This window comes from Streptococcus sanguinis SK49, from assembly GCF_000212815.1.
In the GTDB taxonomy this organism is placed as follows: Bacteria; Bacillota; Bacilli; order Lactobacillales; family Streptococcaceae; genus Streptococcus; species Streptococcus sanguinis_C.
Genome location: NZ_GL890985.1, coordinates 629,875 through 646,824, shown reverse-complemented (window position 1 = coordinate 646,824; position 16,950 = coordinate 629,875). Strand labels below are relative to the sequence as shown.

13 protein-coding genes, 1 other RNA gene and 2 pseudogenes are annotated in these 16,950 nt (G+C 43.9%); 3 read left to right on the top strand and 13 right to left on the bottom strand.

Translation table 11 applies throughout. The annotated features are described in order from the left end of the window. From rsmB to HMPREF9380_RS07775, 6 genes are all read right to left on the bottom strand, one after another. Positions 1 to 1,317 carry a 16S rRNA (cytosine(967)-C(5))-methyltransferase RsmB gene (gene rsmB / locus HMPREF9380_RS07750; protein WP_002932583.1) on the bottom strand — a complete coding sequence of 439 codons (1,317 nt, stop codon included), beginning with the start codon at positions 1,315 to 1,317 and terminating at the stop codon, positions 1 to 3. Further along, a complete protein-coding gene (fmt, locus tag HMPREF9380_RS07755; RefSeq protein ID WP_032907231.1) occupies positions 1,307 to 2,242 on the bottom strand; it encodes a methionyl-tRNA formyltransferase in 936 nt (311 codons plus the stop codon). Before fmt ends, rsmB begins: the two co-directional genes overlap by 11 nt. Positions 2,243 to 2,325: 83 nt before the next feature. Next, positions 2,326 to 4,713 (bottom strand): primosomal protein N', encoded by a 2,388-nt coding sequence (locus tag HMPREF9380_RS07760; RefSeq protein WP_002932579.1) that lies wholly within the window; start codon positions 4,711 to 4,713, stop codon positions 2,326 to 2,328. A gap of 60 nt (positions 4,714 to 4,773) precedes the next feature. After that, positions 4,774 to 5,088 carry a DNA-directed RNA polymerase subunit omega gene (rpoZ, locus tag HMPREF9380_RS07765; RefSeq protein ID WP_002893503.1) on the bottom strand — a complete coding sequence of 105 codons (315 nt, stop codon included), beginning with the start codon at positions 5,086 to 5,088 and terminating at the stop codon, positions 4,774 to 4,776. Between the two features lie 25 nt (positions 5,089 to 5,113). Beyond that, positions 5,114 to 5,746, bottom strand: a complete 633-nt coding sequence (gmk, locus tag HMPREF9380_RS07770) for a guanylate kinase (protein WP_002893505.1) — start codon at positions 5,744 to 5,746, stop codon at positions 5,114 to 5,116. 186 nt (positions 5,747 to 5,932) lie between these two features. After that, on the bottom strand, positions 5,933 to 7,546 hold the full coding sequence (locus HMPREF9380_RS07775; RefSeq protein ID WP_002893506.1) for a ribonuclease Y: 1,614 nt from the start codon (positions 7,544 to 7,546) through the stop codon (positions 5,933 to 5,935). A gap of 364 nt (positions 7,547 to 7,910) precedes the next feature. Here HMPREF9380_RS07775 and HMPREF9380_RS07780 point away from each other — a divergent pair, with 364 nt between their 5' ends. Beyond that, positions 7,911 to 8,393 carry an S-ribosylhomocysteine lyase gene (locus HMPREF9380_RS07780; protein WP_002932577.1) on the top strand — a complete coding sequence of 161 codons (483 nt, stop codon included), beginning with the start codon at positions 7,911 to 7,913 and terminating at the stop codon, positions 8,391 to 8,393. A gap of 65 nt (positions 8,394 to 8,458) precedes the next feature. Here the strand turns inward: HMPREF9380_RS07780 and HMPREF9380_RS07785 are convergent, their stop codons facing one another. The 6 genes and pseudogenes from HMPREF9380_RS07785 to HMPREF9380_RS07800 all read right to left on the bottom strand — a co-directional run bounded on the left by HMPREF9380_RS07785 (position 8,459) and on the right by HMPREF9380_RS07800 (position 12,719). Then, positions 8,459 to 9,916 carry a cell division site-positioning protein MapZ family protein gene (locus tag HMPREF9380_RS07785; protein WP_002932576.1) on the bottom strand — a complete coding sequence of 486 codons (1,458 nt, stop codon included), beginning with the start codon at positions 9,914 to 9,916 and terminating at the stop codon, positions 8,459 to 8,461. 12 nt (positions 9,917 to 9,928) lie between these two features. Continuing rightward, complete coding sequence (locus tag HMPREF9380_RS07790; RefSeq protein ID WP_002932575.1) at positions 9,929 to 11,083, bottom strand: THUMP domain-containing class I SAM-dependent RNA methyltransferase; 1,155 nt, start codon at positions 11,081 to 11,083, stop codon at positions 9,929 to 9,931. A gap of 285 nt (positions 11,084 to 11,368) precedes the next feature. Beyond that, positions 11,369 to 11,736, bottom strand: an RNA gene (rnpB, locus tag HMPREF9380_RS11355) — RNase P RNA component class B. A gap of 21 nt (positions 11,737 to 11,757) precedes the next feature. Next, positions 11,758 to 11,835: pseudogene (locus HMPREF9380_RS12180) on the bottom strand (cell division regulator GpsB); the annotation flags it as partial. Continuing rightward, positions 11,827 to 12,120, bottom strand: a pseudogene (locus tag HMPREF9380_RS07795) (DivIVA domain-containing protein); the annotation flags it as partial. The pseudogenes HMPREF9380_RS07795 and HMPREF9380_RS12180, both read right to left, overlap by 9 nt. Before the next feature lie 71 nt (positions 12,121 to 12,191). After that, positions 12,192 to 12,719 carry an SLOG family protein gene (locus HMPREF9380_RS07800; RefSeq protein ID WP_002932571.1) on the bottom strand — a complete coding sequence of 176 codons (528 nt, stop codon included), beginning with the start codon at positions 12,717 to 12,719 and terminating at the stop codon, positions 12,192 to 12,194. Between the two features lie 67 nt (positions 12,720 to 12,786). Here HMPREF9380_RS07800 and recU point away from each other — a divergent pair, with 67 nt between their 5' ends. Next, positions 12,787 to 13,389: a Holliday junction resolvase RecU gene (gene recU / locus HMPREF9380_RS07805; RefSeq protein WP_002932569.1), complete on the top strand. Its 603-nt coding sequence runs from the start codon at positions 12,787 to 12,789 to the stop codon at positions 13,387 to 13,389. Further along, entirely contained in the window at positions 13,382 to 15,526 is a 2,145-nt protein-coding gene (gene pbp1a / locus HMPREF9380_RS07810) for a penicillin-binding protein PBP1A (RefSeq protein WP_002932562.1), read from the top strand. Before recU ends, pbp1a begins: the two co-directional genes overlap by 8 nt. A 50-nt stretch (positions 15,527 to 15,576) precedes the next feature. On the opposite strand, the gene pepC is transcribed toward pbp1a, so the two are convergent. Beyond that, positions 15,577 to 16,929 (bottom strand): aminopeptidase C, encoded by a 1,353-nt coding sequence (gene pepC, locus HMPREF9380_RS07815; RefSeq protein WP_032907229.1) that lies wholly within the window; start codon positions 16,927 to 16,929, stop codon positions 15,577 to 15,579. Positions 16,930 to 16,950 lie beyond the last annotated feature (21 nt).

Here is a 16,950-nt window from a genome sequence, read left to right as displayed (position 1 = left end):
TTATTCCGATATCTTCCTAAATTGACTGATAAAAAATCCGTCGCTTTCATATAATTCCGGCGTAATTAAAATACAGCCGTCTTTGACGATATCTTTTATTTCATGGTCTAATAAGACTTGCTCAAAGTTCGGATGACTGGCCAGAAATTTCTCGACAACCTCAAAATTCTCTTTGGCCATAATCGTGCAAGTACTATAAGCTATTATACCACCTTTACGTAGACTTTGACAAACGCTGTCTAGTATATCCAGCTGAATTTTTTGTAAATTCTCAAAATCTGCATTTTCTTTATTATATTTTATATCCGGTTTGCGGCGAATTAAGCCAATACCAGAGCAAGGAGCGTCCACCAGGATTTTATCGAAAGTATCTGGGCCAAATGTCTCAAACACCTTGGTCGCGTCCAGCTTTTTAGTGGTGATTTTATCAGCTAGGCCCAGTCTTTCCGCATTTTCTTCTACGAGCTCTAACTTATGATTGTAGAGGTCCAAGGCTGTAATGTGGCCGCTCGTCAGATAGGAAGCCATGTGGACAGTCTTTCCGCCCGGTGCACTGCAGGCATCCAGAATCTGCTCCTCCCCTTCGATGGCCAGAGTCGGAGCCACAAGCTGACTAGACTCATCCTGAATCGTAATCGCTCCGCTTTCAAAGAGCTGATGCCCAGCAAAATGCCCCTGTCTTTTAACCAAGGCTGACGGAGATAAAAGCGAGTTCTCAGCCCCTAAAAGCTGGCGAAGCTCTGCCTTGCGCGACATATCCGTCACGCGAATGCTGGCCTTACTACGAACAAAGAGACTGGCAAAGATAGCTAGAGCTCTTTCTTCGCCAAACTCTTCTATCAGGTCTTTGACCAGCCAGACCGGCAGAGAATACTGGATCGAATAGCGCTTGTTTTTGCGCTTGATTGTTTCAAAATCAGCCACACCCTCACGCTCAATCCTACGTAACAGGGCATTGACAAATTTCTCACTGCCACGTTTACGGATTTTCGCAATCTCAACAGCCTCATGAACAGCTGCATGCTGAGGGATTTTATCTAGAAAGAGCATCTGGTACAGACTAAGCATAAGCAGAATATAGAGCCAGTTATCTAATTTGTTCCTATCCTCAATCAGATGGGATAAATACCACTCCAGAGTGATTTTTCGAGCAACTGTGCCGTAAACCAGCTCTGTTACCAGACCTTTATCTGCTTGACTCAGCGGACTTTGACTCAGTGCTCGGTTTAAAGCGATATTGGAATAGGCTCTTTCTTCAAAAACTTCTTCCAAAATTTCCAAGGCCTGCCAACGGGCCGTTTTTTGCTTACTTTCCAAAAGTATCTCCTATGGACAGGCTGCGGCCCAGTCCATTCAAAAAATCAACGATAGCCATCTTGGGCTTACCAGCAGGCTGAACCGTCTTCAGCGAGAGAGCTCCCTGTCCAGCTGCGACTACTAGCTCTTTTTTACTAATAGACAAGATCTGTCCCGGCTGACCGTCGCCAGCCGCCATATCTGCTTCGTAAATCTTAAAGCGTTGCCCCTGCAGCAAGGTATGAGCTACTGGCCAAGGATACATGCCGCGAATTTGATTGAAAATTTGTCGGTTTGTTTTGCTCCAGTCTATCCGCTCTTCTTCTGGGCTGATATTCGGAGAGAAAGTGACCTGACTAGGATCCTGCGGTTGAGGAATGATCTGCCCTGCCCTGTATGCTGGCAGTACATCCAATAACAGATCTCGACCAATAAGCGCCAATTTTTCAAAGAGAGTTCCAACATTGTCTGTCTCTTCAATCGGCGTCGCCTTGCTGGCTATCATGTCTCCAGCATCCATTTCCTTGACCATTTCCATAATCGTAACACCCGCTTGCTCATCTCCATTGATCAGAGCATAGTGAATGGGCGCACCACCTCGGTATTTAGGCAGCAAAGAGGCATGAACATTCACCGCAAAGTCAACACTGTCCAGCAAGCGGCTAGGCAAAAACTGTCCAAATGCAGCTGTGACAATGCCATCTGCTTCTAAGTTCATCAACTCCTCTAAATCCGAGCTTTGTGCCAGCTTTTCCGGTTGATAAAGTGGTAGCTTGTATTCCAAGGCCAATTCTTTTACTGGAGTCATGCGAATCTCTCTTTTTCGACCGACGGCACGGTCCGGCTGCGTTACCACTGCTAACACTTCATATTGACCGCTGTCCAGCAGCCCTTTTAAGACAGTCGCTGAGAAGTCCGGTGTCCCCATAAATATTATTTTCATCATTTTCAACTATTAATTCCTTTTTTGTTCCTTCCCTTATTATATCAGAAGTCGTCTACAACAACCTTAATCTCGGCTAAAAAGCTTTACATAAAATTTTGTGGTTCATTATCAATTGTCAGTCGTAAATCTTTATTGTCCCGATTTTGTGTCCAGTCCAAGACTTGATTTAGTGTCGTCTGCAGCTTGTCTTCAAAGCGATATTTGAGCAAAATCTGATAATGATAGAGATTATGGGTGCGAGCTATGGGCTTCGGCGTTGGACCCAAGATTTGCACTTTTTCTGACAGACCGCTCCGCAGAATATCCATAACCTCATAAGCTTTTCGCACTGCTGTCTCTTCGTCCTTGTGCGACAGGGTTAGACCGACCGTAAAGTAATAAGGCGGATAACCTAGCTGCCGGCGGATTCCCATTTCATAAGCATAAAAGCCCTCGTAATCCTGCTGCTTGGCAAACTCAATGGCATAATGATGAGGATTATAGGACTGGATAAAGACCTGACCAGCCTTTTCAGCCCGACCAGCACGGCCTGCCACCTGAGTCAGCAGCTGGAAGGTTCGTTCTGAAGAGCGAAAGTCCGGCAGATTAAGAGCTGTGTCTGCATTAAGAACACCAACCAGCGTCACATTTGGAAAATCCAATCCCTTGGCAATCATCTGGGTGCCTAAGAGAATATCTGCCTGACCCTGACCAAAGTTTTCTAAAATGGCTTCATGACTGCCCTTCTTACGGGTCGTATCTACATCCATCCGCAAAATGCGAGCCTGCGGAAAGAGCTGAACCAACTCATCATAAGCTTTCTGTGTCCCAGTCCCATAATAGCGAATGCTGCGGCTGGCACAGTTAGGACAACTCTGAGGAATATTCTTAGTAAAACCACAGTAGTGGCAGTTCATGGTCTTGGTGTCCATATGCAGGGTCAGAGAAATATCACAGTTGGGACAGCTGTCAACGGTCCCACATTCCCGACACATAACAAAGCTGGAATACCCCCGCCTGTTGAGCATGAGAACCGTCTGCTCTCCCTTATCCAGACGATCTTGAATAGCCTCTAGCAGGACTGGGGTGAAATTACTGGCCTCATGCTGCCCGATATAATCCCGAAAATCCACCACTTCCACTTGAGGAATCTGCGCCAGCGGATTTGCACGCTTGCTGAGCAGCTGAAAATCATAGACTCCACGGCTTGCTCGAGCACGGCTCTCCAAGCTCGGAGTTGCCGAACCTAACACTAAGACAGCTTGATTATACTGAGCTCGCAGGAGAGCCACCTCTCTAGCATGATAGCGAGGATTAGAATCCTGCTTGTAGGAGGACTCATGCTCTTCATCAATGATAATGGCTCCAATATTTGTCAAGGGAGCAAAAATAGCTGAACGCGCGCCGACAACGACCTGGGCAGCTCCTCGCTCCACCTTGCGCCACTCATCATATTTCTCACCGTCAGACAGACCTGAATGCAAAATAGCAACTTGATCGCCAAATCTAGAAATAAAGCGATCTGTAACCTGCGGAGTCAGAGAAATCTCTGGAACCAGCATGATAGCGGTCTTGCCCTGGGCCAATGCCTCTGCGATGACCTGCAGGTAAACTTCGGTCTTCCCGCTGCCTGTAACTCCTTCTAAGAGAACTGGCTGAGAATGACTCTGACCAATTTTCTGAGTGATTGCCGCAACCGCTGCGGCTTGTTCATCATTTAAGGTCAGACTTTGTTGCTGCCGCTCCTTTTGGAAATAAGCAGCAGAACGGCTGATTTCTCTATCCTCAATACTAATTAGATTTTCTTTGATAAAGTAATTAATAATATCGCGCGAAAAGTTTTCTCGCAAATTAGCCAAGAGCCGGCTATCCTGCTGTTCTAGCAAGATTTCTTTTAATGCTTGTTTCTTCTTAGCTTGTCGGGGAAGGTCATGATTTTGCAGAGCGGTATGATTGACCTGATACCATTTCTCAGTCTTAATATGCTTCTTGTCCGTCGCCTGATACTCTAGTCGAATGCGGCCAGTCTGTGTCAGTCGCATCAGCTTGGCCTGACTTTTCTTGTCCAAATCAGAAAAGCGAAGACTGTCCTCCTGACCAAAGATAGCTGAACGTTCCTCATCATTCAGCAGCTCTGTCGGATAGAGCAATTTATCATAGCTGGAGTTGAGAAGACTAGGCAGCATGGCCTTTAAAAGGGTAATCTTATAGGAAAAGACTGACTTGCGCAGCTCGTCCGCCAGCCAGAGCTGTTCCTGATTCAGCACGGAACTGAAATCAAGGACTTCTGCAATCTCCTTTAGCTCTTCTTGGTCTCCCGTCTCATCAAAACCGACCACAATCCCCTGAATCAGGCGATTTCCCTGCCCAAAAGGGACATGGACCCGCATGCCAGCTGCCAGCATCCCTGCAAACTCTTCTGGAATAGCATAACTATAGGGCTTGTCCGTCTGCATCAGAGGAACATCCACAGTAATCTTTGCCACCTTCATATTCTCACCCCACTTTCCTAAACATCATTACAGAAAAAATAAGATTGAGCATCCCCAACCTTAAATCTTCTCACCTTCTTCTTTTTCTTTAGCGATTTGCTCTTTAATCTTGCGTTCTTCTTCTTCTTTACGCAGGCGCTCTTCTTCTGCTCGACGACGAACTGCCTCGCGCTTGCCTTCTGGATCTGGATGGATAACAACATTACCGGATTCAATTTCTTCCAAAGCACGAAGAGTGGATTTGACAGACTTGAATTCCTGCGTAGCGGGAGCTCCAGCTTCAAGCTCATGAGCGCGCTTAGCTTCTAAAATAACCAAGGAATATTTTGACGGAACCTTGTCCAGCAAAGTGTCAATAGACGGTTTTAACATCATAATTTTCTACCTAATTTCTAACTTTCTATCGAATAATCGTTTCATTTTTGGGAAGCATGTCTTGATAACGGCCGATAACACGGTCTACTCGGAAATGCTCTGCTTCAATCACGCGCTTGACACGGTCGGCAGCCAGCGGCACCTGATCATTGACAATGGCATAATCATACTCGCGCATGAGGGCAATTTCTTCTTTAGCCTTTTCTATGCGCTGAGCGATAATCTCAGCACTATCTGTCCCACGGCCGACCAAGCGGTCTTTAAGTTCTTCTAAGTCTGGAGGAGTCAAAAAAATAAAGACGGCATCTGGAACTTTTTTCTTGACTTGTAAAGCTCCCTGAACCTCAATCTCTAGGAAGACATCAATTCCTTTATCCAGCGTTTCATTGACATAAGTCAGAGGCGTACCGTAGTAGTTTCCTACATACTCTGCGTACTCCAGCATCTGGCCCTGACGAATCAGCTCTTCAAACTCCTCACGAGTGCGGAAGAAATAGTCAACTCCATCCACTTCGCCTGGACGCTGAGGACGAGTCGTCATGGATACCGAGTACTGGAATTGGTTATCAGTGCTTTCAAAAATTTCTCGTCTAACAGTCCCTTTTCCTACACCAGAGGGACCAGAAAAGACGATTAGTAAGCCTCGTTCCGTCATCATATCTCCTTCACAGTCTTTCTATCTAGTGTAACAAAATTAGACTGATATTTCAAGAGGATAGGAAGAAATGTATGTGTCTAGAATTTTGAGAAAATAGAAAAATAATCAAGCAATCATACGGAAAACAAAATAGACCGGCAGATAATTCAAGAAAAAAGCAATCTGTTAACAGACTGCATTTTTTCTTTATTTTGCGTAGTCAACGGCTCGCATCTCACGGATGACCGTTACCTTGATATTGCCCGGATATTCTAAGTTGTTTTCGATCTTTTCACGAACATCGTGAGCCAAAATCGTAATCTTGTCATCCTTAATCTTGTCCGGCTGAACCATAATCCGGATTTCCCGGCCGGCTTGTAAAGCAAAGCTGTTCTTGACACCCTTGAAGCTATTAGCGATTTCTTCCAAATCTTGGAGACGCTTGATATAGCTTTCCAGAGATTCACTGCGGGCACCTGGACGAGCAGCACTGAGAGCGTCTGCTGCAGCTACGATAACAGCAATGACACTTTCTGCTTCCACATCTCCGTGGTGGCTGGCAATGGTATTAACAACAACTGGATGCTCCTTGTACTTACGAGCCAGTTCTGTTCCGATTTCCACGTGGCTGCCTTCAACCTCACGGTCAATAGACTTACCAATATCATGGAGAAATCCAGCACGGCGGGCTAAATTGGCATTTTCACCCAACTCAGCAGCAATGATGCCGGAAAGCTTGGCAACTTCAATAGAGTGACGTAGGACGTTCTGGCCATAAGAAGTACGGAACTGCAAGCGACCCATAATCTTCATCAAATCAGGATGCAGGTTAGGTGCTCCAATTTCATAAGCTGCGGCTTCTCCGTACTCACGGATGCGATTGTCAATTTCCAGACGATTCTTCTCAACCAACTCCTCGATGCGAGCTGGGTGAATACGGCCATCTTTCAAGAGTGCTTCCATGGTCATACGAGCAATCTCACGTCGAATCGGATCAAAACCTGAGAGAGTAACCACTTCAGGCGTATCATCAATGATGACATCAATACCAGTCAGACTTTCAAAAGTTCGGATATTGCGACCTTCACGGCCAATAATCCGGCCCTTCATACTGTCATCTGGCAGATGCACCGTTGAATTGGTTTGCTCAGCGACATAATCACCGGCAATACGCTGCATGGCTTGGACCAAGATATTCTTCGCAACCTTGTCAGACCGCTCTTTGATATCTTGCTCCGCATCCCGAATCCTAGTCGCAATCTCTTTAGAAAGCTTGTCCTCGGTCTGCGTCAAAATAATATCACGCGCTTCTGTCTGCGATAGCGAAGCAACTCGCTCCAGCTCTGCCGCTTTCTGCTTTTCAAGTTCCGCTACTTGTTCTTCACGCGCATCAATGTGTTTAGATTTATCTGAGAGACTTTGTTCTTTTTGCTCCAAAGCCTTTTCTTTGTTGCTTAAATTATCGTCTTTGCGGTCAAGGGTAGAAGCGCGCTCTGTCAAGCGGCTTTCGATTTGTTTCAACTCTTGACGTTCAGACTTAAATTCTGCATCAACTTGTTCACGATATTTTCTGGCTTCTTCTTTTGCCTCCAAAAGTGCTTCTTTTTTAAGCGAACTTGTTTCCCGCTTGGCTTCTTTGACAATCAAATCAGCTTCGCGTTCAGCTTGTCCGCGTAAATTGGTTGCTTCTTGTTCAGCATTTAAAAGAGTAAGCTCTGCAGCTTCTTTTGATGATTTCATCTTAGCTGAGACACTTACATATCCAATCACTAAACCAATGATGGCAGCAAAAACAGACATAATTATAGGAAATAGGTCCATGTTTTTACTCCAAATCTATTTAATTGTTGAATTCAAAATTCCATACTATTCTATCACAAATCTAAAAAATTCACAAACCTATTTTTTGAAATTCAAGAAAGCTTTTGTCCAATTTTTACCGACTAAATCTTCAAAGTTTGTAGAAGGCTGAGCACCAAAACTTTTTCAAACCATAAACAAGATTATTCAAACTTTTCATTCCCCTAAGACCTAAACTTTATTCCCAAATAAAAAATTTTTATGCTATAATCAGAGAAGAAAAGATGCATATGAGACAGGCTTTTTCTTCGCTAACAAGACAAACCTATGGCTTGATATCACTAGAAAAACCTTCTCGCACTCGCTACATTGTAAAGGAGAAACCATGTCTAAAGAAGTTGTCGTTGAAAGCTTTGAGCTGGATCATACCATTGTCAAAGCGCCTTATGTCCGCCTCATCGGAGAGGAAACTGGTCCCAAAGGAGACATCATTTCCAATTTTGATATCCGTCTGGTTCAGCCTAATGAAGATTCCATTCCGACTGCTGGTCTGCATACCATTGAGCATTTGCTGGCTATGTTGATCCGCAAGCGCATTGATGGTATGATTGACTGCTCGCCTTTTGGCTGCCGTACTGGTTTTCATATGATTATGTGGGGCCAACACAGCTCCAGCCAGATTGCTCAGGTCATCAAATCCTGTCTGGAAGAAATCGCTGAGTCAACTAGCTGGGAAGATGTCCCTGGAACAGCCATTGAATCCTGCGGAAACTACAAGGATCACAGCCTCTTCTCAGCCAAAGAATGGGCTAAACTTATTCTCAGCCAAGGAATCTCAGATGATGCCTTTGAACGCCATGTGATTTAAAACAATAAAAAGTTCTCGAAATCGAGAACTTTTTTTGTGCATATATAATGAAATTCATCAACAAACTAGAAATCAAGTGAGTCAGCATGACCTGGTCCATTTCCGACGAAGTAGCCAGTCTTACAGTTGATACTGAAGAGGTAGGTACCGTCTGGCTTGAAGAGGTTATAGTAGCCGTTTCCTTTAATAATATTGACGCGTTCCAGGATATAGTTATCACCAGAAATATAGCCACGTTCACGGGAAGTTTGCAAAATCTTCTCTAGAACGCCAGGATTGAAAGTCCAAGCTGGATTGTTAACGTCATCAATAGCTGCTTGGTTATAAGGGACACGACTGAGGTCTCTCTGCAGATTTACTCCATTGCTTGGAAGACCATAGCCAGAGTATGAGCTGGAAGCCCCTGAACCAGAAGCAGACGAGCTTGAACCGCCGCTTGTACCCGCACTAGAGCCTCCCTGATCAGTAGCAGGAGCTGGTGTTGGCACCTGTTGGCTACGTCCTTGGGCAATCGCTGCCTTTAGAACTTCATCTAGCTTAGCATTGCCACTTGATACATCTGAGAAAGTCGCATTTGTATTGGCCTTGGCTTCCTTATTCAAGACACCGTCAGTGATCGCTCCACCATCAAACTGTGAATTGACACTTTGGATAGCCGAAATCTGCTTGACCAAGGAATCATACTTACTCTTGGCTGCATCATAGTCTTTGCTGCCTTTTAGCTTTTCAAGTAAGGTTTTTAATTTTTCCAAGTCACCAAATTTACTGTTTTTGACAGCTGTCTGATTGCTATCTGTGAAAAATGCAGCATACTCATCATTAAAGGACTTCAAATCCTTGGCAGTATTATCAGAGCTAGAGGAAGACGAACTCTTTTTGCTGGACTGCGATGTCGAAGAACTAGAGCTTGTAACGGTCTTGTGGCCCCAATTATGCCCCAGAGCAAAGTAAAGCCCTGTGCCCGCTACAGCAATCCCGAAAAGTCCTAAAACTGGATAAAGGAAAGCTTTTTTCTTGTAGAAAGGTGTCTTAGGAACCTGTAATTCCTTCTCATCAAGCGGCTCCGGAATAGGACCGTAAGATGTCTTTTGAACGGGAGTGGCAGGAACTGCATCTTCCTGCTCTGAGCGTTGACTGCGAGAACCTAAGGGATTTGGAGCTGCTTCTGGCTCACTCGCTGTCTCAGTGCTTGTCAACTGAGCTGTTGGAATCTCCTGTTCACTTTCAACCTCTTGCCGTCTTTCTTTGATGAAGTCGGTCAAATCAGAAGAGGCTTGCTCAGCCTGAGCCGCTTCCTGCTCCTGCAGCTTTCTGATTTTCTGGGTTTCAAATTTTCCTGCTTCGATTTCCTGACGGTGCTGCTTGATATACTTATCCAGCACATTGTCACTTTCATTCACACCGGCTTCCAGCTCCTCTTTTTTACGAGTGGCTTGTCCGACTGTCATTTCCTTGGCCTCTTCAAAATCAAGGACCGACTCTTTCTTTTCTTCTTCCGGTGAGTAGTTTTCTTCTTTCGTCACGGCAAATCCTTTCTAATCTAACTGACGTTTGACCCGCTGGCCAAAATACTGATATAAATCAACTTTTAAAGTTCCATTATAAAGTTTGCGTTTTTTATCGGCCTGACTGCCATATTTGCTTTCAAAAGCTTCATCGCTAGTCAGGATAAACTTGCTCCAAGTTTTGAGCGGAGCAAAGGTTTCTCCCATCTCCTGATAAAGACGAGTCACAGCCTCATCATCTAGGAGGCGCTCCCCGTATGGCGGATTAGAGATAATCACACCATTAATCTTATCTGTATGCAAATCCTGCAGACGCATCTGCTTGAAGTGAATCTGCTCTGCAACTCCTGCTTGCTCAGAGTTTTTTCGAGCTAGTTCTACCATACGGCCATCGATATCCGAGCCAGAAATATCCAGCTGAATGGTCTGATCAATCTGACTGAGTGCAGTCGAGCGAGCCTGTGCTACCAAGTCTTTATCTACCCAATTCCAGTCTTCAAAGGCAAAGGAACGATGAAGTCCTGGTGCCATCTTCATCCCTATCATAGCAGCCTCGATACAAAAAGTACCAGAGCCGCAAGTCGGATCAATCAAAGGCTTATCTGGATACCAATTGGACAGGAGTAAAATGGCCGCTGCCATATTTTCCTTAATCGGTGCACCGCCTTTATCGACACGATAGCCACGTTTGAAGAGGCTAGACCCTGTTGTATCAATCATGACCGTCGCTACATCTTTCAGAATAGAAACCTCTATCCTAAACTCAGCTCCATTTTCCTGCAGGGGCACCCCTTCCGGACGTGCATAATGCTTCTGCAGCTTCTTGACAACTGCCTTTTTAGAAATAGCCTGAACACTAGGCTCATTGTGAAGTTTTGACTTGACACATTTGGCCTTGGAAATAGGAAATTTAGCTCCCAGCAGTAGATAATTCTCCCAATCCAGAGCAAAAACTCCCTGAAAGAGCTCTTCAAAAGTCTTGGCTGGAAAACTGCCAACTACAATCTTAATCCGATCGGCCGCGCGCAGCCAGAGATTGGTTTGAATAATCGTACTGACATCACCCTCGAAGCGAACCCGGCCATTTTCGACCTGACAATCAAGTCCTAGCTCTCTGATTTCGCGGCCGACGACAGCTTCTAGCCCTGCCGCTGCGGTCGCAATTAAATTAAATTTTTCTTTCATCTTGGCTTTTTAAATGGATTCCAATCTATACAAACAAAGGGGGTGAGACAAAAATCGTGATTTCGTCACACCGATTTTCCTCACTCTCCCTTTTTAAATTTTGGGCTGAGAAGGTTTCACTGCCATTTATCAGCTAGCTCAGCACTTGAAATATCCATAAGACAAATGAAGCAACAGCTAGTTGAACTTGGCAGAGAATAGAGCGCTCAGCCACTCTCTTGCTATTCTATTATAAAATTTAAAGAGGACAGGACTTGACGTCCCAGCCTCAGCCTATATGCAATTTTCTGTAAGCCATGTTTTGTTCCGGAAATGACTAGGTACCATTTCCTTCGATAATCATCTGTCTACTGTTTCCAGTCAGAGTGCTATGTTCGCTTCCACGCACTCCATGCCCCGACCAAAGTTTGGGTTGCTAGCTTGAGGGGTTTACCGCGTTCCACTTCTTCTGTTTCCAGAAGAACTACGTCACTGTGGCACTTTCAGACCTAATCAGACATATCCAAGGACTTAGCCCTTTCAGTCGCCGTAACGGAAAAATCCGTCCCTAGGCTTATTTCTTCGCCTAGCACAAACACTACCGGCATCACAGCCAGTGCTAGCATGGACTTTCCTCATGAAAATCTAAAATTTCCACGCGATTATCCAAAAATTGCACTGTTCTAAAAGAACCATTATTCACGATCCAGAATTTGTTTCCCGAATACTTCCTTTTCAAGACGGTTCAAGCGCTTCAAGATGTCAAAGTTAGTAGCAGAAGTCATCTGAGGGAAGCTATCGACAGTCGAGTGAGCCATTTGACCCGACTGAACAGGTTGAGCTGATTGAAGCAGGGGTTTTTCAACCGGCTTCGCAGCCAACTCTTCCTTAAGACGACGATTTTCCTCACGCAGTTCCTTTACCAAGGCTGTATAAGTCTCATAATCCTTAATAACATCGTCTAAAAACTCATCTACTTCGGACTTACTATAACCACGTACTTCGCGTTTAAAATCCTGATCAAAAATATCTTTTGCTGTAAAAATAATACTTGCCATTTTCTCACTCCAATCTAGTTCGTCATATTCAATTATAAACAAAATGACCTATAAAAATCAAGATTTATCATCTAATTTCCCGAAAAATTTTCAGCCACTTCATTCAGGTCATCAAATGTTAATTTTTTGATAAAATATTGTTCCTGTTTTTTCATTTCTTGGTAAAGATATTTCAGTTTTGTCTCCTGTTCTTCATCGTAAAAGAGGTAGGCACCATCTGTATTCTGGATGATGAATTGATTGTAATCAAGAAACTGACTAGGATTTTGATAGGTTGGATAAGCATACTTGACGAAATCGGTTTGCTTAAAAGCAGCTAATTTTGCCTGATTGGCTTCGTTCCAATTCTCACCTTGATTCTCAAAGAGAAAGATGGTTGCCGTCTGAAATTCATAGTCTTTTTTCAATTCATTAGCTAGATCCAAAACCCAAGACTCAAAGCCCAGATTGCCCATAAAAACCAGCCAATCTACTCCGTCTTCCAAAAAACGAATTAAATCCCTCTTAGCGGCTTCTTTTATGATTTCTATCCTCATATCTTTTTCCGTCGAAATGCCGATTTCAAAGGCTTTGTAGCCCGTTATTAGTAGACTAGTCATTTATTCTCCCTTTAAATAGCTTTTTGTGGTATAATAGAGTGATGCTATTGTACCAATAAGGAGTTTTATGGTCAACTATCCGCATAAGCTAAAGGCAAAAAGCAGTATCAACAAACCAATTCCCGGCACTGTTAACTTTGCCAATCGTGGGATGTCTTTTGAAAAGATGATCAACGAATCCAACAACTACTATCTAAGCAGAGGACTCGCTGTCATCCATAAAAAGCCCACTCCCATTCAGATTGTCAAGGTTGATTATCCAAACCGTAGCCGGGCCAAGATTGTGGAAGCTTACTTTCGGCAAGCTTCCACAACAGACTATTCTGGCGTCTACAAGGGCCATTATATTGACTTTGAAGCCAAGGAAACCCGGCAGAAAAAATCGATGCCCATGAAAAATTTTCATTCACATCAGATTAAGCATATGGAGGCTGTTCTTGAGCAAAAGGGCATCTGCTTTGTCTTACTGCATTTTTCCAGCTTAAGGGAGACTTACCTGCTTCCTGCTTCTTATTTAATTGAGTTTTACAAGATCGACAAGGGAGGGAAGTCCATGCCCTTAACCTATATTCAAGAGCATGGTTATCCGATTGAAATGCAGCAGCTTCCCAGCATCCCTTATCTTGAAATTATCGAACAAAAACTACTAGGTGGTATTATAAATGAATAAACAAACTCTTATGCAGGCTTTGAAATATCTTGCAAGTGCACTTATAACCCTACTTATGATTGGATTTGTGATTGGCTGTTTGGTATTTACCTACTATGCGGTCAAAGCTCCTAAACTTTCTGAAAAAGACCTTATCGCAACCACATCCAGTAAAATATATGACAGCGATAATAATTTAATTGCGGATCTAGGTGCTGAAAAACGGGTTAATGCTGAGACAGGCGAAATCCCTACAGACTTGGTCAACGCCATTGTCGCCATTGAAGATCACCGCTTCTTCAATCACCGTGGGGTGGATTTTATTCGGATTGCAGGTGCTCTCGTTAGTAACCTTCGAGGCGGAGGCAGACAAGGCGGGTCAACTTTGACTCAGCAGTTGATTAAGCTGTCCTATTTCTCAACTTCTTCTTCGGATGCGACTCTTTCACGTAAAATCCAAGAAGCTTGGCTGGCCGCACAACTTGAGCGTAAAGCGACCAAGCAGCAAATATTGACCTATTATGTCAATAAAGTCTATATGTCTAACAGTAATTACGGTATGCAAACAGCAGCCCGAAGTTACTATGGTAAAGACTTAAAAGATTTGAGCCTACATCAAACAGCTCTGCTGGCAGGAATGCCTCAAGCCCCTAACCAATACGACCCATACACCCATCCAGAAGCTGCAACAAATCGCCGTAATCTGGTACTTAGTGAGATGCACGACCTCAAGTACATCACAGATGAACAGTATGAGCAAGCCAAAAATACACCTGTAACCGATGGACTTCAAAGTCTGAAAGCTTCCACTAGCTATCCTGCTTACATGGACAATTATCTTAAGGAAGTAATTGAACAAGTAGAAGAAGAGACTGGCTACAATGTCCTGACAACTGGTATGGATGTTTATACAAATGTCAATACTGAAGCTCAAAAGAAGCTATGGGACATATACAACACGGAAGACTATGTAGCTTATCCAGATGATGAAATGCAGGTTGCATCCACTGTTATGGATGTACAAACTGGTAAAGTTATTGCTCAACTCGGTTCTCGTCACCAATCAACCAATGTCTCCTTCGGTACCAACCAAGCTGTTGAAACCAATCGTGACTTCGGTTCAACAATGAAGCCAATCACCGATTATGCTCCAGCACTTGAAAATGACGTTTATACATCAACAGCTGCTCCTATCACGGATGCTCCATATAACTTCCCATATTCCAGTACACCAGTCTATAACTGGGATAAGAAATACTATGGACCCATGACAATTCAATATGCTATTCAGGAATCTCGAAATGTGCCCGCAGTTAAAACACTAGAAGCGGTTGGCCTAGATGAATCGCTTAAGTTCTTGAATGGTATTGGGATTAACTATCCTGAAATGTTCTATGTCAATGCCTTTTCAAGTAATACTAGTAAATCTGGTAATGAGTACGGAGCTAGCAGTGAAAAAATGGCTGCTGCCTATGCAGCTTTTGCTAATGGAGGTACTTACTACAAGCCTCAGTATGTCAATCGCATTGTCTTCAGCGACGGAACTGAGAAGACTTTCTCCAACAACGGTACAAAGGCCATGAAGGAAACGACCGCCTACATGATGACTGATATGATGAAAACAGTCTTGCAGTCTGGTACAGGTACAAATGCTGCTATTTCTGGGGTTTATCAGGCTGGTAAGACCGGAACCTCCAACTATGCTGATGATGAATTAGCCAAGCTGACCAAGCCTTACTACTACTCTAGCATTGTCACACCAGACGAGCTCTTCGTTGGTTATACGCCTAAGTATTCAATGGCCGTTTGGACTGGCTACTCCAATCGTTTAACACCAATCCTTGATGATGGGGTTAAAGTGGCTACAGATGTCTACCGAGAAATGATGCTTTATCTAGCTCAAGACGGCTCTGCTTCAGAAGATTGGGAAATGCCTAGCGGTCTATATCGTAGTGGCTCTTATGTTTATCTCAATAGTGGTACTGGTTATAATCGTTATTATAACAATCAACAATATTACTCTTCTAACTATAACAATTATAGTACAGAAGAAAGTTCAGAGACATCAACTTCCAATGAACATTCAAACGAACAAACGGATACCTCTTCCAGCCAAAGTGAATCATCCTCTAGTAATAGTGGAAATAATCAGAACTAAAGAGATCTAACTATGAAAAAGAGTAAGAATGAAAAATTCTTACTCTTTTGTTATTCTCTCATTAAAGATTGCTTTGCCAAAGCACCCATAGGATCCCAGGGAGATAGGACAAGAGGCTCTGCTTCATAAGCAGCTAATTCTGCTGCTGTCAGAAACTCCTTTCGGACGACGATCTGATAGGTATACTCGTCCATCCAAGCGTCAGAGGCTACGAAATAGCCATTGTTACCAACCTTTTCACCCCAAGAGTTTTCGACCTTCCATTTCTTAGCCTTGCCATTTTCATCCAAGTCAACTCCTGTCAAGACCATGGCGTGGGTCATGAGGCTTTCGCTATAGTCCAAGCGGCCAGCCTTATTTTGAGTCAGTCGGATATCCATGCTGGCAGTGAAATCGTGCATCCCTTCAGCCATAACACCTGCCTTACGATTGCTAGACTGACCAACATCCGAGCCAAACCAAACGGTCTCGCCAGCCTTCATTTGCGTAATTGCCAGCTCTTTTAGTCGATCCATTTCAACATTCAAATAACGGACTGGCTTACTGCCAACGACATTGCCCAACATCTCAACTGTATAGGACCGACCATAAGGCTTGTCAGCAGTCGGTGCATTGATGATAGAGACATAGTCATCTAGCTTAAGATCGACATATTTTTGATAGAAAGTCAGAGGTGTCAATCCGCTCTCACTGTGGAAATGATTGTCCTTATCTCGATAAGAAAAGTCAAACTGGCGAGGCGGCAAGCCTAAATTCATAGCTAGGAAGTTAAAGACTTCCTGAAGAAGTTCTTCTTTCTTGGCCTGAAGTTCAGCAGAGTTTGCACCCTCTGCCACTAATTCTCGCAAAATCTGCGCATCCTGACGCAAGAGTTTATTGAGAATTTGATTGAGCTCACGGCTGTTGCTAGAAGAAATTGACTCTGGAAAAACTGACTTAGGCACGACGCCGTATTTCTCAAAGAGGGAAACAACCATATCCCATTGACCGCCATCCTGCTGGGGAGTATCTAAGAGAAACTTAACCTTACGGCTGGTCAATTCTTGGTCAGCCGTCGCAATCACCTGCTCTAAAAACCAGTTGGATTTTTCATATTTATCCCAAAAGAAGGTATGGGCCTGAGATAGCTCAAAATCTTCCAATTGGAAACCAGCAATCATCTTGTGGCGGAAGGTATTAAGAGCTGCAAACATCCAACAGCGTCCTGAAGCTTTCTGGTCACTGACCTTGTCCTTAGTGAGATCCAGTGAAAAGACAGGTGTGTTTTCCACGGCAGCGCTTCGCTTCTCTAAGGAAGCCAAAAGGCCATTGTGGCTGATGGCATTTTCCAACGCTGCATACTTGGAATTGGCCTCATAAGCAGCATACAACTTATCTGTAAAATCTTGTTCTAACGACTTCATAGAATCCTCCTTGTCATTATA